This is a genomic window from Nonomuraea sp. KM90, from assembly GCF_052246675.1.
In the GTDB taxonomy this organism is placed as follows: Bacteria; Actinomycetota; Actinomycetes; order Streptosporangiales; family Streptosporangiaceae; genus Nonomuraea.
In genome coordinates this window covers 40,967-61,837 of sequence record NZ_JBQQCB010000036.1, presented here as the reverse complement: position 1 = coordinate 61,837, position 20,871 = coordinate 40,967, and the positions used below count along the sequence as shown (strand labels likewise).

Below are 20,871 nucleotides of genomic sequence, written 5' to 3'. Positions count from 1 at the left end.
CGTCGATCCGTCGGGTTTCCGCGAGGCCGTCCGGGCGGCCTCGCGGGGCTCGGGAACTCGCGGAGCGTCAGAAAAGGGTCATGGCGAGAGGCGGTGGAGGTCCCGGGGGAACGCGGTGGTCTGGCGGATGTTGGCCGCCCCCGTCAGCCGCGCCGTCCACCGCTCCAGCCCCAGGGCGAACCCGCCGTGCGGCGGCATCCCGTACCGGAACGCCTGGAGGTAGCCCTCGTACGCCCCCACCCCTTCGCCACGCTCGGCCAGCGCCCGCGCGTAGTCCTCGTACCGGTGCAGCCGCTGCCCGCCCGTGACCAGCTCCATGCCCCGGAACAGCAGGTCGAAGCCGTTGGAGTAGCCGGGCCGCGCGGGGTCCGGGTGGGTGTAGAACGGCCGCTTGGACATCGGGTACCCGGTCACGAACAGGAACTCCGACCCGTGCTCCCGCTCCGCCCACTCCGACAGCCACCGCTCCTGCCAGGGCGACAGGTCGGGCTCGTCGGACGAGGTCAGCCGCTGCGCCTCGGCGAAGTGGACGGCCGGGATCTCGGCGGGCACCGGCGGCGGCACGGCGCCGAGGAGGTCGAGGGCGGAGGAGGCGCGGCGGCGTACGGACTCCAGCATGCCCGCCACCACCTCCCGCAGCACCGCCATCACGTCCCGGTGGTCGCCGACGAAGCCCAGCTCGGCGTCGAGGCTCGTGTACTGGGCCAGGTGCCGCACGGTGTCGTGCGGCTCGGCCCGGAAGACGGGCCCGACCTCGTAGACCCGCTCGAACACCCCGACCATCGCCTGCTTGTAGAACTGCGGCGACTGCGCCAGGTACGCGGGCCGGCCGAAGTAGTCGATGCCGAAGACGTTCGCGCCCGACTCGGTGGCCGAGCCGACGATCTTCGGGGTGTGGATCTCGGTGAAGCCGAGCCGGTCGAGCGTCTCGCGGAACCCGGCCACGCTCGCGGCCGAGATCTCCAGCGGCGCCCGCAGCAGCGGGTGCCGCAGCGCGACGGGCGCGTGGTCGAGGACGGTCGGCAGCGCCGCCCCGACCACGGGCCGGTAGAGGTCGAACGGCGGCGCCACCCGGGGCTCCACCAGGACTTCGACCTCCGGCGAGACCAGCTCGTAGCCGCCCGGCGCCTGCGGGCTGGCCGCCACGGTGCCGGTGACCTCGACGACGCTCTCCTCAGGAGGCAGGTCGCGGGCGGTCACCGCCTGGGCCAGGCCGGTACGGTCCCTGACGACGAGAAAGGACACGGATTTGAGTTGCCGGCGGCGATGGACCCAGCCGGCGATCGTCACTCGTTGCCCGGCGTGCTCAGCGAGCTCCGCCGACATGACACGAGAGATCATCACAGCTCCTCACGAGGAATTGCATGACCCCTTGGGAGTGCGGGGGAGAAGGGAACTCCCGGTGCCACCGCACTTTCGCCGCCCCGGCACGGAGGCGGCCTCGACGACCCGATGACGGGGGTCAGACCGGCGGGGCATTTCCTCCCCGCACTCGGGAGTGTCTTCACCAGCGGGGCACGGCGCCGCCTTCGCAGCTACCGGCGGCTCTCTGGGCCCGTGCGGGCCCGCTGGCTACTCGGCTCCGTCGACGCGTTGCCGTAGATCCTACGATCAGGCCCGGGGCAACGGCAAAACCATTACTTGTCCTTCTTGGGGCGCTTCTCCCTGATCTTCATCGTCACGTCGATGGGTGACCCGGCGAAGCCGAACTCCTCCCGGATCCGCCGCTCGATGAAGCGCCGGTAGGTGTCCTCCAGCCACCCCGAGGTGAACAGCACGAACTTGGGCGGCTCGACCGACGCCTGCGTGGCGAAGAGGATCTTCGGCTGCTTGCCGCCCCTCACCGGCGGGGGCGTCTGCTGCACCAGCTCGGTCAGGAACGCGTTGAGCCGGGCCGTCGGCACCCGCGTGGACCACGAGTCGAGCGCCTTCTCCAGCGCCGGGACCAGCCGGTCGAGGTGGCGCCCCGTCTTGGCGGAGATGTTGACGCGCAGCGCCCACGGGGTGCGGACGAGCTGCCGGTCGATCTCCTTCTCCAGGTAGTAGCGCCGGTCCTCGTCGACGAGGTCCCACTTGTTGAAGGCCACCACCATCGCCCGCCCGGACTCGATGACCAGGCCGATGATGCGCAGGTCCTGCTCGGTGAGCGGCTCGCTGGCGTCGATCAGCACGATCGCCACCTCGGTGCGCTCCAGCGCCGCCCGCGTGCGCATGGCGGCGTAGAAGTCGGCGCCCTGCAGCTCGCGGTCGCGCCGCCGGATGCCGGCGGTGTCCACGAAGCGCCAGGTGCGCCCGCCCAGCTCGATCAGCTCGTCCACCGGGTCGCGGGTGGTGCCCGCCATGGGGTCGACGAGCACCCGCTCCTCGCCGGCCAGCTTGTTGAGCAGGGAGGACTTGCCGACGTTGGGCTTGCCGAGCAGCGCGACGCGGGCGGGGCCGCGCTCGGCCCCGAACGTGACCTGCGGCGTCTCGGGCAGCGCGTCGAGCATCACGTCGAGCAGGTCGCCGCTGGAGCGCCCGTGCAGGGCGGAGACGGGGTACGGCTCGCCCAGCCCGAGCGCCCACAGCGCGGCGGCCTCCAGCTCGAGCTGCTGGTTGTCGACCTTGTTGGCGGCCAGGATGACCGGCTTGCCGGACTGCCGCAGCACCGAGCCCACGATCTCGTCGGCGTCGGTCGCGCCCACGGTCGCGTCCACGACGAACACGACCACGTCGGCCAGCTCGACGGCCACCTGGGCCTGCTCGGCGATGCGCAGGTTCATGCCGGTGGCGTCGGGGTCCCAGCCGCCGGTGTCGACCACGGTGAAGCGGCGGCCGCGCCAGTTGGCGTCGTAGGTGACGCGGTCGCGGGTGACCCCGGGCACGTCTTCCACGACCGCCTCGCGGCGGCCGATGATGCGGTTGACCAGCGTGGACTTGCCGACGTTGGGCCGCCCTACGATGGCGACGACCGGCAGCGGAACGCCGTGGTCGTGCTCGGTGATCTCGAGCTCGTCGAGGTCAGCCTCGACCCAATCCCCCGTTGTCACGATTTTTCATCCTTTGCGAGTACCGCACCGAGTTTGGCTCAGGTGCGCTCTTTGACCAGCCTCAGCACCTCCCCGATGACCTCTTCCAAGGTCAGCGGGGTGGTGTCGAGCTCGACGGCGCCAGCCGCCATCGAGAGTGGGTCCGTCTTACGTGTCGAGTCCAGGGTGTCACGCCGGGCCATGGCCGCCTGCTGGGCCTCCACCGTGGAGCCGGACAGCTCGGCGCTGCGCCGGCGGGCGCGGGCCTCCGCGCTGGCCGTCAGGTAGACCTTGACGGCCGCGTCGGGCCAGACGACCGTGCCGATGTCGCGGCCCTCGACCACGATGTCACCGGCGCCGATGATCTCCCGCTGCAGCGCGACGAGGCGTGTGCGCACCTCGGGAACGGCGGCGACGACCGAGACCGCGCCGGTGACCTCGCTCTCCCTGATCGGCCCCGCCACGTCCACGTCGTCGACGCGGATCGTCGGGCCGTCGGGGTCGGTGCCGGAGACGATGGCGGGCTCGGCGCAGCGGGCCCCGATCGCGTCGGGATCGGCCAGATCGACGCCCTGCCGGAGCATCCACCAGGTCATCGCGCGGTACATCGCCCCGGTGTCGAGGTAACGCAGGCCCAGCGCGCGGGCGACCCCGCGCGACACGCTCGACTTGCCCGACCCCGAAGGACCGTCCATGGCGACGACCAGACCGGTCACGGCCTCTCCCTCTTCACGTTGTCCACCCAACCTGAAGAGGCTACCGCCTCCGGCTCAGTCGGCGATCCAGCTTCCGTGGAAGCCGAGCGGCACCCGGGCGGGCAGGTGCACCGTGGCGAGCGGCTCGCCGGTGAAGTCCTGCGCGGGGAGGATCACCAGGTCGGCCGCTCCCCTGGCCGGGTTGTTGACGTACGACATCACGTAACCGTCGTCCTCGGCCTGCCCGGAGCCGACGAAGACGGGCTCGCCCACGTACGCTCCACGCCCGAACTGCCGCGACTCCTGCGTCCCCCGCTCCAGGTCGTGCTTGATGAGCGTGTTGTCGAACGCCTCGTCGGGCAGGTCCTCCAGCTCGGCGGCCGGGCGGACGATCTCGTGCAGCTCGCGGGTGGCGGCGGTGTAGCCGTAGCGGTAGGGCCGTCCGGTGCGGCGCTCGTCCATGCGCGGGAACTCCTGCGCCCGGTCGTCCAGCCGCGCCACGCCGACCCGGCCGGTGGCCAGGTTGACCCGCCACCGGTCGAGCGTGGGCGAGCCGCCGGCGTCGAGCCGGGCGTCCACGAACCCCTTCGGGTAGCTGACCACGTCCACGACCACCTCGTCGCCGTCGTCGTAGGCGTTGAGCGTGTGGAAGACCCAGCAGGACGGCGCCTCCACCCACCGCACGTCGCCTGTCTCGCGCGACATGAGCCCGAGCCTGGGCGCGTGCGCGTCGTTCCACGCGTACGGCAGCGACACCCCCTTCTCCGCGTGGGCCATGCTGAACGTGACCGGCAGGTCGTAGATCACCACGAACCGCTCGGTGAGCGCGAAGTCGTGCACCATCGGCGCGTCGGCGATCGGGATCCTCCTGACCTGCGTCACCGCGCCCTTGGGGTCGATGACGACGTGCTGGTGGTGGTCCCAGCCGAAGAAGTACGCCAGCGCGTGCAGCTCCCCGCTGACCGGGTCGAGGTGGGTGTGGGCGGCGTACCCGCCGGGCAGGCCGCCGTCGAAGTCGCAGGAACCGATGGTGTCGAGCTCGTAACCCAGCTCGTACGGCAGCGCCCCCGCCTCCACGGTCGCGAACGTGCGCCCGGCCACCCCGATGACGTGCGTGTTGGCCGCGAAGTCCATGCCCTCGTGCACGGGCCCCGGCCGGGCCGGCTCGCCGAGCCGCTCGGCGACGGCGGCGCTGCGCACCCAGCGGTTGCGGTACCACTCTGCGCGGCCGTCGCGCAGCCGGACCCCGTGCACCATGCCCTCGCCGAGGAACAGGTGGCCGGCGTTGGGGTCGTCGAGGCTGAGCGGGTTGGGGCCGTTGCGCAGGTAGCGGCCGTTGAGCTCGGCCGGGATGCGGCCGGTGACCTCGAGGTCGAAGGCGGTGATCTCCTCGGCGACCGGGGCGAACCCGTTCTTGAAGGGGGTTGTGCTCATGGCGTGTCCCTCTCTTCTGGAGCCAGGAATGGGGTGAGCACCGAGGTGCACAGCAGGCGGTAGCGCCGCTCGGCCTCGGCCCGATCGAAATAACCCGAAATTTCCAGACTTACGGCGCCGTGCATGGCCATCCACAACACGTCGGCGATCTCCACGGCCTCCGCGCCCCTCAGCCGGCCGGCCTCCAGGCAGGCCGCCACGCCGCGCACCAGCAGCTCGAACGTCCTCTTGGACGCCCGCACCGCCTCCTCCCCCGGCGTGAACCCCGGCATCGCCCCCTGGAACATGACCCGGTAGTAGTCGGACTCGCTCAGCGCGTACTCCCGGTAGAGGGCCAGGCCCGCGTGCAGCCGCCGGAGCGTGTCGTCGTCCGGCGGCACGGCCAGCAGCCGCCGCTCGAACCGGGCGAACCCCTCCAGCCAGAGCGCCTCGCTGAGCCCGTCCTTCCCGCCGAAGAGCGTGTAGATCACCTTGGTCGAGCAGCCGGCCTCGGCGGAGATCCGCCGCACGGTCAGCGCCTCCGGCCCCGCGCCGATGAGCAGCCGTTTGGCCGCGTCGAGGACGGCCGCCCTGACGGCCTCCTGCCCCTGCCGCTGGGCCTGCTGATAGGTGGTGATCGTCATCCAGAAACGCCGTTTCTTCCGGGTAACACTGTTACCACCCTTTCTACGCCCCTCCCACCGGCCCGTCAACGGCCGCGGGAGGACTAAGAGCTGCCCGCCCGGTAAGTGACACGGTGTGAAGAACGGAGCCCGCGTCACGGTGGTGGTGGCGAGCAAGGACCGCCTTCGGGCGCTGACCCGCTCGCTCCCCCTGCACCCGCGCCCGGTGATCCTCGTGGACAACGGCTCCACCGACGGGACCGCCGTATTCGTCCGCCGCCACTTCCCCGACGTCCACGTGGTCGAGGCGGGCCGGAACCTGGGCGCCCCCGCCCGCAACATCGGCGTCCAGATGGCCGAGACGCCGTACGTCGCCTTCGCCGACGACGACTCCTGGTGGGCGCCGGACGCCCTGGAGCGGGCCGCCGACGTGCTGGACGCCCATCCCCGCCTGGCGGTGCTGGGCGCGCGCGTGCTGGTGGGGCCGGAGGAGCGGCTGGACCCGGTGTCGGAGCTGATGCGCGACTCCCCGCTCGGCGTCGAGCCGGACCTGCCGGGGCCGAGCGTGCTGGGGTTCCTGGCGTGCGGGGCGGTGGTGCGCAAGGAGGCGTTCCTGGAGGCGGGCGGGTTCGACGACGTGATCTTCTTCTTCGGCGAGGAGGAGCGGCTGGCCATGGACCTGGCCGCGAAGGGCTGGGGTCTGGCGTACGTGGACGACGTGGTGGCCCACCACCATCCCTCGCCGGCCCGGGACCCGCGCGGCAGGCAGGTCCTGGCCGCCCGCAACGCCGTGCTCACAGCGGTGCTGCGCCGCCCCTGGCGGGTGGTGGCGCGGCGCTCGTTCGAGGCGCTGCGCGGCGGGCCCGCGGGCTGGGAGGGGCTGCGTACCGCCGTGCGGAGGCTGCCGCGGGCGCTGGCCGAGCGGCGCGGGCTGCCGGTCTCGGTGGAGCGCGCGCGGCGCAGGCTGGAGCGTACCGGTGGCTGATCAGCGCGTGGGAGCCGTCGTGATCACCTGGAACCGGCGCGAGGAGGTGCTCACCTCGCTGGGCAGGCTGCTGGCGCTGCCGGAGCGGCCCCAGGTGGTGCTGGTGGACAACGGCTCGGACGACGGCACCGCTCAGGCCGTCGCGGCCGCCTATCCCGAGGTGGACGTGGTCGCGCTCGACGAGAACCTGGGCGCCGTGGGGCGGAACGTGGGGGTGGAGCGGCTGCGCACGCCGTACGTGGCCTTCGCCGACGACGACACCTGGTGGGCGCCGGGCTCGCTGGCGCGGGCCGCCGACGTGCTCGACGCGCATCCCCGGCTGGCCGTCGTCACGGCCCGCATCCTGACCGAGCCGGGCGGGCATGACGACCCGATCGTGGCCGAGCTGCGGGACTCCCCCGTACGCGGCCCCGCCTGGCTGCCCGGCCCCGCGCTCGGCAGCTTCCTGGCGGGCGCCTCGGTGCTGCGGCGGGAGGCGTTCCTGGAGTGCGGGGGCTTCGACCGGCGGCTGTGGCTGGGCGGTGAGGAGGAGCTGCTCGCCGTGGACCTGGCCACGGCCGGGTGGGAGCTGTGCTACCTGGCGGAGCTGACCGTGCACCACCAGGCCTCCAAGCAGCGCGACGCGCACGCCAGGCGCCGGGTGGGGCTGCGGAACACGCTCTGGTTCACCTGGCTGCGGCGGCCGGTCCCGGCGGCGCTGCGGCGTACCCTGCGACTGGCGGCGACCGTGCCGCGCGACCGCGTCTCGGCGCTGGCGGCCCTGGACGCCCTGCGCGGCCTGCCGTGGGTGCTGGCCGAGCGGCGGCGCGTACCGCCGCGGGTGGAGGCCCGGCTGGCGAGCCTGGAGGCGTCGCAGGCCAACTCGCGGGCGCGCCGTTACGTCTCGTGAACGCGGGGCAGCAGGCAGGTATGAGTACTGCACCCAACCCGATCGACCTGCAGAAGCATCTGAGCGGGGTCGACTACCCGGCCACCAAGGACGATCTGATCAAGGCAGCTCGCGAGCACAACGCGGGCAACGACATAGTCCAGGCCCTGGAGGCCATGCCCGACCGCCGCTACGACGGCCCGAACGCCGTCAGCGAGGCGGTCACGAAACGCTGATCCGTGGGGAGCACGGCGGGCGGGACCACCGGTCACGCCCGCCGCGCTGTCTGCCGCCCATGAGGGCCCTCATGAAGGCCCTCATGAGGGCAGGGCGCTCAGCGCGAACGCCCGCACGGGCACCAGCCCCCGCTTGAGCAGCCGGAACATCGGTATCGGGCTGCTGCTCACCGTCTCCTTGTAGAAGACGGCCGCCCGCCCGGTCAGGTACCACCTGCGCGGGCTGTCGTCCGGCCGGGTGAACTGGATGACCGCGTCCCCGCGTCCCAGGCTGACCGGCTGGTGGAAATATCCGAACTTGAAGGGCCTCGGCGCCTTCCCGCGCAAGGTGTCGGCCAGCGAGTCGGCGGCGTGCAGGCCGGTGGGGATGCCGCCCTGGCAGGTGCCGTGCATGACGCCGAACTTCTGGCTGACGGCGGCGGCGTCGCCGACGGCGTACACGTCGGGATGGGAGACCGAGCGCAGCGTGGAGTCCACCACGATCCGGTCGCGGGCGTCGACGCTCAGTCCCGACCCGGCGGCCACGGGCAGCCCCCTGGTGCCGGTGGTCCAGAGCGTGGCGTCGGAGTGGAGGAGCTCGCCGCCGGCGAGCTCGACGCCGTCCGGCAGGACCTTGGTGATGTCCACGCCGGTGCGGACCTCCACGCCGAGCCGCTCCAGCGCCGCGTCCAGGTACGCGCGGGCGCCCCGGCCCATCATCGAGCCCGGCCGGCCCCTGGTCAGCAGGATGACGCGCAGGTGCGGGCGGGTCTCGGCCAGCTCGGTCGCCGACTCGATGCCGGTCAGCCCGCCCCCGGCCACGATCACCGTGCCGCGGGTCAGGGTGTCGAGATGCTTCGAGAGCCGTACGGCGGCCGCGTGGTCGTCGTAGGAGTAGGCGTGCTCGGCGACACCGGGGACGGAGACGTCGGTGACGGTGCCGAGTGCGTAGATCAGCTTGTCGTAGCCGAGCGTCCGCCCGTCGTCGAGCCGCACCTCGCGCCGCCCGGGATCGACCGCGCTCACCCGGCCCTGGACGAACGCGATGCCGGTGCCGGCCACCACCTCGTCCAGCGGGTGGTCGGCCAGCCGCTGCCCCGCCGCCGTCTGGTGCAGGCGCAGCCGCTCGGTGAACCTCGGCGACGCGTTGACCAGCGTCACCTTGCCGCCGGTGCGGCGGGTCCTGCGGGCGACCCGGATGGCCGCCATGACGCCCGTGTAGCCTGCGCCGAGTACCAGGATGTCAGTCATCTTCCGTACCTCCTCGATTCGACCTGCAGACGGATCGAGGAGGCGCGGATGTGACATCAGGCCCCGAGTATTTTCAGGGAACCTGCCAGCCCCGCTCACGCAGGGCCTCGGTGAGCGTCGTGGCGGCGTCGGGCTCGACCGACAGCTCGGCGATGCCCAGGGGCAGGCCGGGGGCGTGCTCCAGGCGTACGTCCTCGACGTTGACCCCCACCTCGTCGCAGACCTGGAACAGCCGGGCGAGCTGGCCGGGGCGGTCGCCGATGACCACCTGGACGGCGGCGTAGTCGGAGGCGGGGCCGCCGTGCTTGCCGGGGATGCGGTCGTGGCCGGCCACGCCGCGCTTGAGGAGCTGGGTGAGCTCGCCGGTGGCGGTGCCGTCGCCCTCCGCCAGAGCACGCAGCGCGCTGGCGGCGTCGGCCAGGTCGTTGGCCACGGCCTCCAGCACCTCGGCCACCGGGGAGGCGTTGCCGGACAGGATGCCCAGCCACAGGCTCGGGTCGCTGCCCGCGATCCGCGTGACGTCGCGTACGCCCTGTCCGGCCAGCCCGAGCGCCACGTCGGTGGCGTCGGCCAGGCGGGCGGCCACGGCGGAGGCGGCCACGTGCGGCGCGTGGGAGACCACGGCGACGGCGCGGTCGTGGTCGACCGCGCTCACCTCGACCGCGTTGGCCCCGCACAGCTCGATCAGCCGCAGCACGGCCGCCTTCGCCTCGGGGTCGGACTCCTCGGTGGGGCACAGCGCCCACGGCCGCCCGAGGAACAGGTCCTCCCTGGCGGCCCCGGGCCCGGACTTCTCGCGCCCGGCCAGCGGGTGGGAGGCCACGTAGGCGGACAGGTCGCAGCCGAGCTGCGCGGCCCGGTGGATGGGCTCCGCCTTCACGCTGGCGACGTCGGTGTAGAAGCAGGCCGCGTCCATCCGCTGCAGCTCCAGCAGCTCGGTGGCCACGTGGGCGGGGGGCACCGCGATGATCGCGAGGTCCACCCGCTCCGCCGGCTGCGCGGCGGGGCTGACATCGGAGTCCGTGGCCGGATTTGCGGCGGGATTTATGGCTGGGGCCCACTCCTCGCCCGCGCCGAGCTCCCGTGCCAGCCGTACGGCTCCCTGGTCGCGGTCGGCGAGCAGCACGCGCACGCCCCGCTTGCGCAGCGCCAGAGCAGCGGAGGTGCCGATGAGACCGGTGCCGACGACGAGCACGGTGCGAAGTTCCATCTCGATGTCCTGATTTATCGGGCGATACGGATGCTGGAGTGTTGCACGGCCGACTTGCCGGTCGCTTACTTACTAGGCTTACCTGCTCGGGCTCGCTTATTGGGCGATGTCCTGGCGCAGCGCCACCGCGCCCCGCAGATAGACGTGCTGGATCTCGGAACGCGGCCGGTCGGTCTCCACGTGGGCCATGAGGCGTACGACGCGGGGCAGCGCACCCGGCACGTCGATCTCGGTGCAGCAGATCAGCGGCACCTCGTGGAAGCCCAGCTTGCGCGCGGCGAGGGCCGGGAACTCGGCCGTCAGGTCGGGCGTGGCGGTGAACAGCACGCTGATCACGTCGTCGGGGGTCAGGCTGTTGCGCTCCATGATCGCGCTGACCAGCTCGGTCGTGCCCGAGATGACCGAGTCGCGGTCGTTGGCGTCCACCTGGATCGCCCCACGGATCGCCCGCACCATGTGGTTCGTTCCCCTCTTATTACCGGGAGAGCCCGTGCGGAGGTTCCGCACGGGCTCCTGCGTCCGGCCAGATTACAGCTTCACGGCCGCGTACAGCTCGCCGACTTCCTTCAAGCTCAGCGCCCTGACGGTGCCCGGCTTGGTACGGCCGAGCTTCACCGGCCCGAACTCGATCCTGGCCAGGTCGATCACCCGGTGACCGGCCTCCTCCAGCATCCGCCTGACGACGTGCTTGCGGCCCTCGTGCAGCACCACCTCGACCAGCGCCTGCTGGCCGTGCTCGTGCACGATGGCGAAGCTGTCGGCCCTGGCGATGCCGTCCTCCAGCTCGATGCCCTGCTTGAGGCGGCGCCCCAGGTCGCGCGGGATCGGCCCCGGCACCTTGGCCCAGTATTTCTTCTGCACGCCGTAGCTCGGGTGCGTCAGCCTGTTGGCCAGCTCACCGTCGTTGGTGAGCAGCAGCAGGCCCTCGGTCTCGGTGTCGAGCCGGCCCACGTGGAACAGCCTCGGCGCCAGCTCCTCGACGTAGTCGGCCAGGCACGGCCGCCCCTGCGGGTCGTCCATCGTGGAGACCACGCCGATGGGCTTGTTCAGGGCGTAGTAGACCAGGTCGGGCGCGGTCGGGATGCGCTTGCCGTCCACGTGGATGACCTGGGCGGCCGGGTCCACCTTGGCGCCGAACCTGCGTACTACCTGCCCGTTGACGGTGACGCGGCCGTCACCGATCATCTCCTCGCAGGCCCTGCGGCTGGCCACGCCCGCCTGGGCGAGGACCTTCTGCAGGCGTACGCCGCCGGGGACCTCGGTGGTGTCGCGCTCGTCGGTGTAGCCCTCGGGGTAGAAGTTACGGTCGCGCAGGGGCTGCCTGGCGGCCTTCACCCGGTCGTGCTGCGGGCTCCCGTAGCTCTCGCGCCTGCCGCCACCGACGGTCTGCACGTCGTCGCGGCGCGGCGTACGGGGTGCGCGCCGGTCGCCGCCGCCCTGCCGGGCACCGCGATCGTCGCCGTCCCGCCTGCCGTACCGGGACCTGGTCGAGCCCGCGCCCCCGGGAGCGGCATCCTCCCGGCGCCCGCTCCGCCCGGCCCGGAACCCGCCACGCTCACCGCGCGCCTCGCCCCGGAACCCACCGCGATCGTCACGGGACTCGGGACGGAACCCGCCACGCTCACCGCGCGCCTCGCCCCGGAACCCACCGCGATCATCACGGGACTCGGGACGGTAGCCGCCCCGCTCGTCCCCACGGGGCCGCTCACCACGGGCCCGCTCACCACGGCCGTACCGGTCCTCACGGCCGTAGCGGCCGCTGTCCCGGCCCTCGCGACCGTAGGCGCCCTCGCGGTCACCACGACCGAAACGGGAGCCCTCACGCTCGCCCCTGGACCGCTCACCGCCACGGTCGAAACCACGATCGGCCCCACGATCGGGCCCACGGTCGAAACCGCGGCCCCGGTCGCTGCTCCGGTCGCTGCTCCAGGAACTACCACGCTCATCACGCGAGAACCGCTCCTCACGCGGATAGCGGCCGCCGCTACTGCTGCCACCGCTGCCGCCACTGCCGCCGCGGCTGTCGTTGTCGCCGTCCCGCCTGCCGAACCGAGCCCGGGATCCGCCCCGGTCGGCGCGCAGGGAGTCACGTGAGGTGCGCTCACGGAAGTCGTTGTCACGGCGGGGCCCACCGCGGAAATCGCCGTCACGGCGAGGCCCGGAGTCCCTTCGCCCGGCCCCACCACGGAAGTCGTCATCCCGGCGGGGGCCACCACGGGAGTCGTCGTCACGGCGGAAACCGCCACGAGGGTCGTCGTCACGGCGAGGGCCGCCACGGGAATCGTCGCGACGGAAACCGCCGCGCGTGTCGTCGGAACGGAAGGCGGGACGCCCGCTGCGGCCGGAGCCGCCGGTACGCCCACGACCGCGTCCATCACCGGACGGGGTGCTGCGCCTGTTGATCACTTTGTTGTCTCCTCGAGATTTTCCAGGTCGTCGGGGAGGAAGGGCGCGAGCTCGGGGAGCTCGCTCAGATCCCGCAGTCCCAGACGTTCAAGGAAGTATGAGCTTGTCCGGTAGAGCACTGCCTGGCTCTCCGGGTCGGTGCCGGCCTCCTCGACCAGCCCCCTGGCGACGAGCGTCCGCATGACGCCGTCGCTGTTGACGCCGCGCACGGCGGCGACGCGGGCACGGCTCACCGGTTGCCGGTAAGCCACGACCGCGAGTGTTTCCAGCGCGGCCTGGGTCAGCCGCGTCTGCTGGCCGTCGCGTACGAACCGCTCGACCAGTTGCGCACAGTCGGCACGCGTGTAGAACCGCCAGCCGCCCGCAACTTCTCGCAAGTCAAAACCCCGCCCGGCAGCGGTATATTCCGCCGCCAGGCCACGCAGAGCCGCACCCACCTCATGGGTGGGCCGCTCCAGCACCTGAGCCAGGGTCACCTCGGCGACGGGCTCGTCGACCACCAGCAGGATAGCCTCCAACGCCGCCCCCAGCGTCGGCCCCTCCCCCACCGCCCCCTCACCGTGCCCCTGAGCCCCGTCCTCCGTGTCCTCAACGTCAGCCACGCCGACCGCCGCACGCGTTGCGCCGAGCTCCACCGCACCACGCCCCGCCGACCCGGCGCCCGAAGAACCCGACGCGAGCACGCCGTCCGCCGACGCGCCCGCCACCCGATTCGAACCCGGCACACCATCCGCCGACGCGCCCCCCACAGGATCCGGGCCCGGCACGTCGTCCTCCGGCGCGTACGCCGCTCCGACTGCCGCCGCGAGACCCTCTGCCGCATCACGCCCCACCGCCCCGGCGCCCGAAGGCCCCGAGCCGGGCGCGTCGTCCGCAGGATCGTCCGCCGCGGCACCCTCGCCCGCGGAGTCCTCGCCCGCAGCACTCTCGGCCGCGGCGTCCTCGGCCGCGTCTGTCCCGCCGGGCTCCCCCGGCCCAAACGCCGCCACGTCCTCCCCCGACGGCACCTCATCGGCCGGGGCGTCCTCCACATGGGGGGCGCCCGGCTGGACGAGGGAGCCCGGGAGGGTCATCCAGGCGGGCAGCGGCGGCTGCGAATCCGGTGACCTGCGGGGGTTGGGCAGCGGGTTGTCGTCAGTCATCAGATGGTTTCTCCGCCGATTCCTCGTAGTCGTCGCCCACCGCGACATCCCCGTCGTCGGTCCCCGTCCAGGTCACGTGCAGATCCCCCAGCGGCTCGACTTGCTCGAACGTCACCGCCGACTCCCGGAACAGCTCCAGCACGGCCAGGAACCGGGCGATGACCTCGAAGGTCCCCTCGCAGTCGGAGACCAGCGCGCGGAAGGTGGCCCGCCGGAGCCGGCGCAGGTGCATGACCAGGATCGCCGCCTGCTCCTTGACGCTGGCCAGCGGCTGGTAGATGTGCCCCACGCTCACCGTGGGCGGCAGCTTCGGGATGAAGGCCTTGGCCGCGATCCGGGCGAGCTGCTCGGGCCCGATCCCGAGGATCAGCTCGGGCAGCAGGCTGGCGAACTGCTCCTCCATCCGCACGGTACGCGGGAAGCGCAGCGCCTCCTCCGCCATCCGCCCGGCGAAGACCTTCGCCACCTCTTTGTACGCCTTGTACTGCAGCAACCGGGCGAACAGCAGGTCCCTGGCCTCCAGCAGCGCCAGGTCCTCTTCGTCCTCCACCTCGCCGGACGGCAGCAGCCGGGCCGCCTTCAGGTCCAGCAGGGTCGCCGCCACCAGCAGGAAGTGGCTGGTCTGGTCGAGGTCCCACTCGGGGCCCCGAGACCGGATGTACGCGATGAACTCGTCGGTGACCTTGGAGAGCGAGACCTCGGTGATGTCCAGCTTGTGCTTGGCGATGAGGCCGAGGAGCAGGTCGAACGGACCCTCGAAGACGTCCAGGTGAACCTGGAAGCCCTGAGGTGAGGTCTGCTCTGCGGTCACCTGGCCATTGTCGCAGGCGCCGGCCAGCGCGACAGCACTTCGCGGGCCAGCTCACGATAGGCGTTGGCGCCCAGGGAGGACGGGTCGAACGTGGTGATCGGCTCGCCGGCCACCGTGGCGTCGGGGAAGCGGACCGTACGGTTGATCACGGTGTGGAACACCTTGTCGCCGAACGCCTCCACCACCCGGGCCAGCACCTCGCGCCCGTGCAGCGTGCGGGCGTCGTACATGGTGGCGAGCAGCCCCTCGATCTCGAGCTCCTCGTTGAGCCGCTCCTGCACCTTGGAGATGGTGTCCATGAGCAGCGCCACGCCGCGTAGGGCGAAGAACTCGCACTCCAGCGGCACCATCACGCCGTGCGCGCAGGTCAGCGCGTTGATGGTGAGCAGGCCCAGCGACGGCTGGCAGTCGATGAGGCACACGTCGTAGTGCGGCAGCAGCGGCTTGATCACGCGCCCGAGCACCTGCTCGCGGGCGACCTCGGTGACGAGCTGCACTTCCGCGGCCGACAGGTCGATGTTGCTCGGCAGCAGGTCGAGCCCCTCGACGCCGGTCTCGAGCAGCACGTCCTCGGCGGTGACGTTGCGCTCCATCAGCAGGTTGTAGACGGTCAGGTCGAGCTGGAGCGGGTTGATGCCCAGGCCGACGGACAGCGCCCCCTGCGGGTCGAAGTCGACGAGCAGCACCTTGAGGCCGCATTCGACGAGGGCGGCCCCCAGGTTGATGGTGGTCGTGGTCTTGCCGACGCCACCTTTCTGGTTGACCATCGCGACCACGCGCGCCGGGCCGTGCACCGCCGGGGGCACCGGCTCCGGGAACACGGGTCTGGGTCGCTGCGTGGGACCCAGATTGACGCCGTTCGAAGGCGCGTTGGTCTTCGTGTCGCCCCAGGGGTTGTCGGGGGTCCCCGGGGTCGAACCCTTGGTCGTCACAGTCACCAGCTCGAACCTCCCTGACGATCCCGAACCGGACCGTCCGGACGGACACTATGGCGTCACCACTTAACGCGGCAAGGCGGCACGCCGAGGGCGGCGCACGTCCCAAAAGACTATAGATCACTGCCGGGCACGCGGATGCGCGGCGGCATAGACCTCGCGGAGCTTGTCGACCGTCACCAGCGTGTAGACCTGAGTGGTCGTCACAGAGGCGTGGCCGAGCAACTCCTGAACCACCCTAACGTCCGCCCCGCCGTCCAAAAGGTGAGTTGCGAAGGAATGCCGGAGTACGTGCGGGCTTATCCCGTCGAGTCCGGCGCGTTCGGCGGCGGCCTGGAGCACCTCCCAGGCTCCCTGCCTGGTCAGCCGCCCGCCGCGGGCGTTGAGGAAGACCGCGGGGGTGCCGCGGCCGTGGGCGAGCAGGCCGGGCCGGGCCCGCACGAGGTACGCGTCCAGCGCCGACCGGGCATAGCGCCCCAGCGGCACCACCCGCGTACGGGCGCCCTTGCCCCGCAGCCGCACCTGGTCGTCCTCCAGATCGTCCACGGCCAGCCCGACGGCCTCGGAGATGCGGGCGCCGGTGCCGTACAGGACCTCCAGCAGGGCGCGGTTGCGCAGCGTGAGGGGGGCGCCGTCGGGGCCGGAGGCGGCGATGAGGCGCTCGACCTCGTCCACGCCGATGGGCTTGGGGAGCCTGCGGAGCTGTCGCGGCGGGCGTACCTCGTGGGCGGGGTCGTGGGCCGTGACGCCTTCGCGCAGGGCGAAACGGTGCAGCCCGCGTACGGCGGAGACGGCGCGGGCGGCGGAGCTGGCGACGAGCGCGGGGTGTTCCCCGTCGCCCTCGCGCAGCGCGGCGAGGAAGGCCAGCACGTCGGCCTCCCCCACCTCGTCGAGCTCCAGGCGCCCGCGCGCCTGGAGGTGCTCGAAGTATCGGCAAAGGTCACGACGGTAGGACGCGAGCGTGTTGGCAGCCAGGCCCCGTTCCACCGCCAGATGGGCGAGGTAGCTGGAGAGCACTGCCTCCACGAACTGGTCCTTCCGTCACGCCTCCGGGGCGTCGGCGGGGCGCAACAGGGCCAACCCCTCAACCGAAGCCGCATATGCGGCGAGGATACCGGCCACGGTCGAGGAATTGTGGATCATTCCCATGAGTGCCTTCTCGACCGCGTCGGCCAGAGGGACCCATTCGACCGGCATGTCGATCTCCTCGTGCCGGTGCACGAAGCCGTTCTCCGCGTCGGGGATCCTGGTCAGGCCGCGGGCGAGGAACACGCGTACGCGCTCGTCGGTCATGCCCGGCGAGGAGCGCAGATCGACCAGCGTGTGCCACGTGTCGGCGCGGTATCCGGCCTCCTCGGCGAGCTCGCGGGCGGCGGTGGTGACGAGCGGTTCGCCCGCCACGTCGCGGATCCCGGCCGGCAGCTCCCACATCAGGTGGCGGGTGGGATGGCGGTACTGCCTGATCATCAGGACCCGGTCGCGGTCGTCGAGCGCGAGCACGGCGACGGCTCCGGGGTGCACGACGTAGTCGCGCTCGGCGACCTCGTCACGCGGCATCCTGACGGTGTCGGTGACCACGTCGATGATGTGGCCCTTGAACCGAGGTCTCGATTCGACCACGTCCCACGCCTCGGGCGTGTCTTCGATCCTCACGGCCCCACCTTGGCGCTCACGCGGCTGTCGGCGTAGGCCAGGGCGGCGCTGACGAGACCCTTGAACATCGGGTTGGCCCTCGTGGGGCGGGAGCGGAACTCGGGGTGCGCCTGGGTGCCGATGAAGAAGGGGTGGACGTCGACGGGCAGCTCGGTGTATTCGACCAGGCGGCCGTCGGGCGACAGGCCGGAGAAGACCAGCCCGACCTTCTCGAGCCGCTCGCGGTAGGCGTTGTTGACCTCGTAGCGGTGGCGGTGGCGCTCGTCGGCCTTGGCCTTGCCGCCGTAGAGGTGCCGGGCGAGGGTGCCCTCGCCGAGCTTGGCGGTGTAGCTGCCCAGGCGCATCGTGCCGCCCATGTCGCGCTCGCCGGCGACGACGTCCTCCTGGTCGGCCATGGTGGAGATGACGGGGTGCTTGGTGTCGGGGTCGAACTCGGCGGAGTTGGCGTCCTCGATGCCGGCCATGTTGCGGGCGGCCTCGATGACCATGCCCTGCATGCCGAGGCAGATGCCGAGCAGCGGGATCTTGCCCTCCCGGGCGTGGCGGATGGCGCCGATCTTGCCCTCGATGCCGCGTACGCCGAAGCCGCCGGGGATCAGCACGCCGTCCACGCCGTCGAGCTCGCGCTCGGCGCCGTCGGGGGTCTCGCAGTCGTCGCTCTTGACCCAGCGGATGTTGACGCGCGCGTCGTTGGCGAACCCGCCGGCGCGCAGCGCCTCGGTGACCGACAGGTACGCGTCCGGCAGGTCGATGTATTTCCCGACCAGCGCGATGGTGACCTCCTTCGCCGGCCGGTGCACCCGGCGCAGGAGCTGCTCCCACTCCTTCCAGTCCACGTCGCGGAAGGGCAGGCCGAGCCGGCGCACCACGTAGGCGTCGAGCCCCTCGGTGTGGAGCACCTTCGGGATGTCGTAGATCGAGGCGGCGTCCACGGCGGAGACGACGGCGTCCTCGTCGACGTCGCACATCAGGCTGATCTTGCGCTTGATCGCCGTCTGCACGGGCCGGTCGGACCGCAGCACGATCGCGTCCGGCTGGATGCCGATGCTGCGCAGCGCCGCCACGCTGTGCTGGGTCGGCTTGGTCTTGAGCTCCCCGGACGGCCCGATGTACGGCAGCAGGGAGACGTGCAGGAAGAACACGTTGTCGCGCCCGACCTCGTGCCTGATCTGCCGCACGGCCTCCAGGAAGGGCAGCGACTCGATGTCGCCCACCGTGCCGCCGACCTCGGTGATGACCACGTCCACGTCAGGACCGGCCATGCCCCGGATCCGGTCCTTGATCTCGTTGGTGATGTGCGGGATGACCTGGACGGTGTCGCCCAGGTATTCGCCCCGCCGCTCCTTGGCGATGACGTTGGAGTAGACCTGCCCGGTGGTCACGTTGGCCGAGCCGTGCAGGTGGGTGTCGAGGAACCGCTCGTAGTGGCCGACGTCGAGGTCGGTCTCGGCACCGTCGTCGGTGACGAACACCTCGCCGTGCTGGAACGGGTTCATGGTGCCGGGGTCGACATTGAGGTAAGGGTCGAGCTTCTGCATGGTGACCCTGAGACCGCGCCCTTTGAGCAGGCGACCGAGGCTGGATGCCGTGAGCCCCTTGCCGAGACTGGAGGCGACACCGCCGGTGACGAACAGATGCTTGGTTTGCGATGCGCTGCGCAAAGGGGCTCCCGTGGCTCGAGGTGTGGTCGAAGTGTCCACGGGCTCTCAGGATATCAAACAACGCCCCTCACATGCCCGAACGGCATGACCTAGCGGTAACTTTGGTGCTTATGTCACTAGTACGTCGGGCTTTGGGCACATTGATTCACCGTGCCTACACGGCGATCCGGCACGCCGGTGCGATCACTCCGGCCGCTCCCGCCGGTTACCGGTTCCGCCGGCTCGGCGACGGGGTCAGCATCGCCTTCCCTCCTGGCGCGATCTTCGGCGAGCAGTGGATCGAGATCGGCGAACACACGCTCATCGGCGAGCGGGTGTCGCTCTCGTGCGGCATGATGCCGGGCCCGGACCTCGGCCCCTCCTCCATCCTGCGCATCGGCGGGAGCTGCTCGATCGGCAGGGGCTCGCACATCGTGGCCCACCAGTCGATCGACATCGGCGACGACGTCTTCACCGGCCCGTACGTGTACATCACGGACCAGAACCACGTCTACGACGACCCGGACATCCCGATCGGCAGGCAGTGGCCGCGCAACAGCCCGGTCGCCATCGGCTCCGGCTCGTGGCTGGGCGCGGGCGCCATCATCCTGCCGGGCACCACGCTGGGCCGGCAGTGCGTCGTGGCGGGCGGGGCGGTGGTGCGCGGCACGTTCCCCGACCACAGCGTGGTCGCCGGGGTGCCGGCCAGGCGGGTCCGCGGCTACACGCCCGAGCTGGGCTGGCACGCGCCCGTCGCGATGGACGCGGCCACCTGAGACGGCCCCCGCCCGGCGCGGCGGACGCGGCCACCTGAGACGGCTTGCCGGACAGGGATGGACCGAACAAGGTTCTGACCGTTAGCGTCGGGTCATGCGGACCGCCATATGTGAGCGTTTGGGGATCGAGTTCCCGCTGTTCGCCTTCAGCCACTGCCGCGACGTGGTGGCCGCAGTCACGAACGCGGGCGGGTTCGGGGTGCTGGGCGCGGTGGCGTACTCACCCGACCAGCTCGACACGGAACTGACCTGGCTGGACGCGCGGGTGGGCGGCCGGCCGTACGGCGTGGACGTGCTCGTACCGGGGAAGATCGACGCCTCCGCGCTCGACCGGCGCGCGCACCTCATGGACTCCGTCCCGGACCGGCACCGGGACTTCGTCACGCACCTGCTGGCCAAGTACGGCGTGAGCGCCCCCGGGCAGCCGCTGACGGCGGCGGCGGACGAGCTCGGCCGGCGCGTGACGGCGAGCGGGGCGACGGGGCTGATCGACGTGGCGCTCAAGCACCGGATCGGGCTGATCGCCAGCGCCCTGGGGCCGCCCCCGCCGGAGATGGTGACCCGGGCCAGGGAGGCGGGCGTGCCGGTGGCCGCGCTGGTCGGCACGGTCGAGCACGCCCGCAGGCAGGTGGCGGCGGGCGCGGACCTCATCGTGGCGCAGGGCACCGAGGCGGGCGGGCACACCGGCGAGATCTCCACGATGGTGCTGGTGCCGCAGGTCGTGGACGCGGTCGCCCCGGTCCCGGTGCTGGCGGCGGGCGGGATCGCGTCCGGGCGGCAGATGGCGGCGGCCATGGCGCTCGGCGCGGAGGGCGTGTGGTGCGGCTCGGTCTGGCTCACGACCGAGGAGGCCGAGACCTCGCCCGCGGTCAAGCGCAAGATGCTGGCGGCCTCGTCGCTGGACACGGTCCGGTCGCGGTCCCGTACGGGCAAGCCGGCCCGGCAGCTCAAGTCGGCCTGGACCGAGGAATGGGACTCCGGCCAGGAGAGCCCGGGACCGCTGGGCATGCCGCTGCAGATGCTGGTGGCCGAGGGGGCGATGGCCCGCATCGTGGCGGCGGCGGAGAAGGGCGAGCCGGGCGCCGTGGAGCTGGCCAACTACTTCGTGGGGCAGGTCGTGGGCCAGCTCGACCAGGTCAGGCCGGCCAAGGACGTGGTCTACGACCTGATCGGCGAGTTCGGCGAGGCGGTGGAGCGGCTCCGGCGCCTGTCGGAGTGACCTGCCGCGGCGCCTGTCGGA

General features: G+C 71.9%; 20 protein-coding genes. 5 read left to right on the top strand and 15 right to left on the bottom strand.

Annotated elements, in window-relative coordinates; translation table 11 throughout:
- Positions 1–78: 78 nt before the first annotated feature.
- The 5 genes from aspS to ACTWPW_RS30180 form a co-directional block, all read right to left on the bottom strand.
- On the bottom strand, positions 79–1,341 hold the full coding sequence (gene aspS / locus ACTWPW_RS30200; protein WP_443170612.1) for an aspartate--tRNA(Asn) ligase: 1,263 nt from the start codon (positions 1,339–1,341) through the stop codon (positions 79–81).
- Positions 1,342–1,637: 296 nt separating this feature from the next.
- Complete coding sequence (gene der / locus ACTWPW_RS30195) at positions 1,638–3,029, bottom strand: ribosome biogenesis GTPase Der (RefSeq protein WP_364134876.1); 1,392 nt, start codon at positions 3,027–3,029, stop codon at positions 1,638–1,640.
- 38 nt (positions 3,030–3,067) lie between these two features.
- Positions 3,068–3,724, bottom strand: a complete 657-nt coding sequence (cmk, locus tag ACTWPW_RS30190) for a (d)CMP kinase (RefSeq protein WP_443170611.1) — start codon at positions 3,722–3,724, stop codon at positions 3,068–3,070.
- A gap of 54 nt (positions 3,725–3,778) precedes the next feature.
- Positions 3,779–5,137: a carotenoid oxygenase family protein gene (locus ACTWPW_RS30185; RefSeq protein WP_375109372.1), complete on the bottom strand. Its 1,359-nt coding sequence runs from the start codon at positions 5,135–5,137 to the stop codon at positions 3,779–3,781.
- Positions 5,134–5,760 carry a TetR/AcrR family transcriptional regulator gene (locus ACTWPW_RS30180; RefSeq protein WP_375109371.1) on the bottom strand — a complete coding sequence of 209 codons (627 nt, stop codon included), beginning with the start codon at positions 5,758–5,760 and terminating at the stop codon, positions 5,134–5,136. The genes ACTWPW_RS30185 and ACTWPW_RS30180 overlap by 4 nt, the downstream gene beginning before the upstream one ends.
- A gap of 115 nt (positions 5,761–5,875) precedes the next feature.
- Here ACTWPW_RS30180 and ACTWPW_RS30175 point away from each other — a divergent pair, with 115 nt between their 5' ends.
- The 3 genes from ACTWPW_RS30175 to ACTWPW_RS30165 are packed head-to-tail and all read left to right on the top strand — an operon-like array spanning position 5,876 to position 7,828.
- Positions 5,876–6,724, top strand: coding sequence for a glycosyltransferase family 2 protein (locus tag ACTWPW_RS30175; RefSeq protein WP_375109370.1), 849 nt, complete (start codon positions 5,876–5,878; stop codon positions 6,722–6,724).
- Entirely contained in the window at positions 6,717–7,613 is an 897-nt protein-coding gene (locus ACTWPW_RS30170) for a glycosyltransferase family 2 protein (RefSeq protein WP_443170610.1), read from the top strand. Before ACTWPW_RS30175 ends, ACTWPW_RS30170 begins: the two co-directional genes overlap by 8 nt.
- 20 nt (positions 7,614–7,633) lie before the next feature.
- The gene (locus ACTWPW_RS30165; protein ID WP_364134888.1) at positions 7,634–7,828 is read left to right on the top strand and encodes a DUF2795 domain-containing protein; all 195 of its coding nucleotides are present in this window, start codon (positions 7,634–7,636) and stop codon (positions 7,826–7,828) included.
- A gap of 81 nt (positions 7,829–7,909) precedes the next feature.
- Here ACTWPW_RS30165 and ACTWPW_RS30160 read toward each other — a convergent pair whose 3' ends face one another.
- The 10 genes from ACTWPW_RS30160 to ACTWPW_RS30115 form a co-directional block, all read right to left on the bottom strand.
- Positions 7,910–9,058, bottom strand: a complete 1,149-nt coding sequence (locus ACTWPW_RS30160; protein ID WP_443170609.1) for an NAD(P)/FAD-dependent oxidoreductase — start codon at positions 9,056–9,058, stop codon at positions 7,910–7,912.
- Between the two features lie 73 nt (positions 9,059–9,131).
- Complete coding sequence (locus ACTWPW_RS30155; RefSeq protein WP_443170608.1) at positions 9,132–10,268, bottom strand: prephenate dehydrogenase; 1,137 nt, start codon at positions 10,266–10,268, stop codon at positions 9,132–9,134.
- A gap of 96 nt (positions 10,269–10,364) precedes the next feature.
- The gene (aroH, locus tag ACTWPW_RS30150) at positions 10,365–10,724 is read right to left on the bottom strand and encodes a chorismate mutase (RefSeq protein ID WP_364118642.1); all 360 of its coding nucleotides are present in this window, start codon (positions 10,722–10,724) and stop codon (positions 10,365–10,367) included.
- A 72-nt stretch (positions 10,725–10,796) separates the two neighbouring features.
- Positions 10,797–11,660: a pseudouridine synthase gene (locus ACTWPW_RS30145; RefSeq protein WP_364118640.1), complete on the bottom strand. Its 864-nt coding sequence runs from the start codon at positions 11,658–11,660 to the stop codon at positions 10,797–10,799.
- Positions 11,661–12,670: 1,010 nt separating this feature from the next.
- On the bottom strand, positions 12,671–13,222 hold the full coding sequence (gene scpB, locus ACTWPW_RS30140) for an SMC-Scp complex subunit ScpB (protein WP_364118670.1): 552 nt from the start codon (positions 13,220–13,222) through the stop codon (positions 12,671–12,673).
- A gap of 586 nt (positions 13,223–13,808) precedes the next feature.
- On the bottom strand, positions 13,809–14,627 hold the full coding sequence (locus ACTWPW_RS30135) for a segregation and condensation protein A (RefSeq protein WP_375109366.1): 819 nt from the start codon (positions 14,625–14,627) through the stop codon (positions 13,809–13,811).
- A complete protein-coding gene (locus ACTWPW_RS30130; protein ID WP_375109532.1) occupies positions 14,624–15,559 on the bottom strand; it encodes a ParA family protein in 936 nt (311 codons plus the stop codon). Before ACTWPW_RS30130 ends, ACTWPW_RS30135 begins: the two co-directional genes overlap by 4 nt.
- A 123-nt stretch (positions 15,560–15,682) precedes the next feature.
- The gene (locus tag ACTWPW_RS30125) at positions 15,683–16,588 is read right to left on the bottom strand and encodes a site-specific tyrosine recombinase XerD (protein WP_375109365.1); all 906 of its coding nucleotides are present in this window, start codon (positions 16,586–16,588) and stop codon (positions 15,683–15,685) included.
- Positions 16,589–16,603: 15 nt separating this feature from the next.
- The gene (locus tag ACTWPW_RS30120; RefSeq protein ID WP_375109364.1) at positions 16,604–17,215 is read right to left on the bottom strand and encodes an NUDIX domain-containing protein; all 612 of its coding nucleotides are present in this window, start codon (positions 17,213–17,215) and stop codon (positions 16,604–16,606) included.
- Positions 17,212–18,876, bottom strand: coding sequence for a CTP synthase (locus ACTWPW_RS30115; protein WP_364118630.1), 1,665 nt, complete (start codon positions 18,874–18,876; stop codon positions 17,212–17,214). The genes ACTWPW_RS30120 and ACTWPW_RS30115 overlap by 4 nt, the downstream gene beginning before the upstream one ends.
- 131 nt (positions 18,877–19,007) lie before the next feature.
- On the opposite strand from ACTWPW_RS30115, the gene ACTWPW_RS30110 reads away from it, so the two are divergent.
- Complete coding sequence (locus tag ACTWPW_RS30110; RefSeq protein WP_375109362.1) at positions 19,008–19,631, top strand: acyltransferase; 624 nt, start codon at positions 19,008–19,010, stop codon at positions 19,629–19,631.
- 94 nt (positions 19,632–19,725) lie between these two features.
- Complete coding sequence (locus ACTWPW_RS30105) at positions 19,726–20,850, top strand: NAD(P)H-dependent flavin oxidoreductase (protein ID WP_443170607.1); 1,125 nt, start codon at positions 19,726–19,728, stop codon at positions 20,848–20,850.
- The last annotated feature ends 21 nt before the right edge of the window (positions 20,851–20,871 follow it).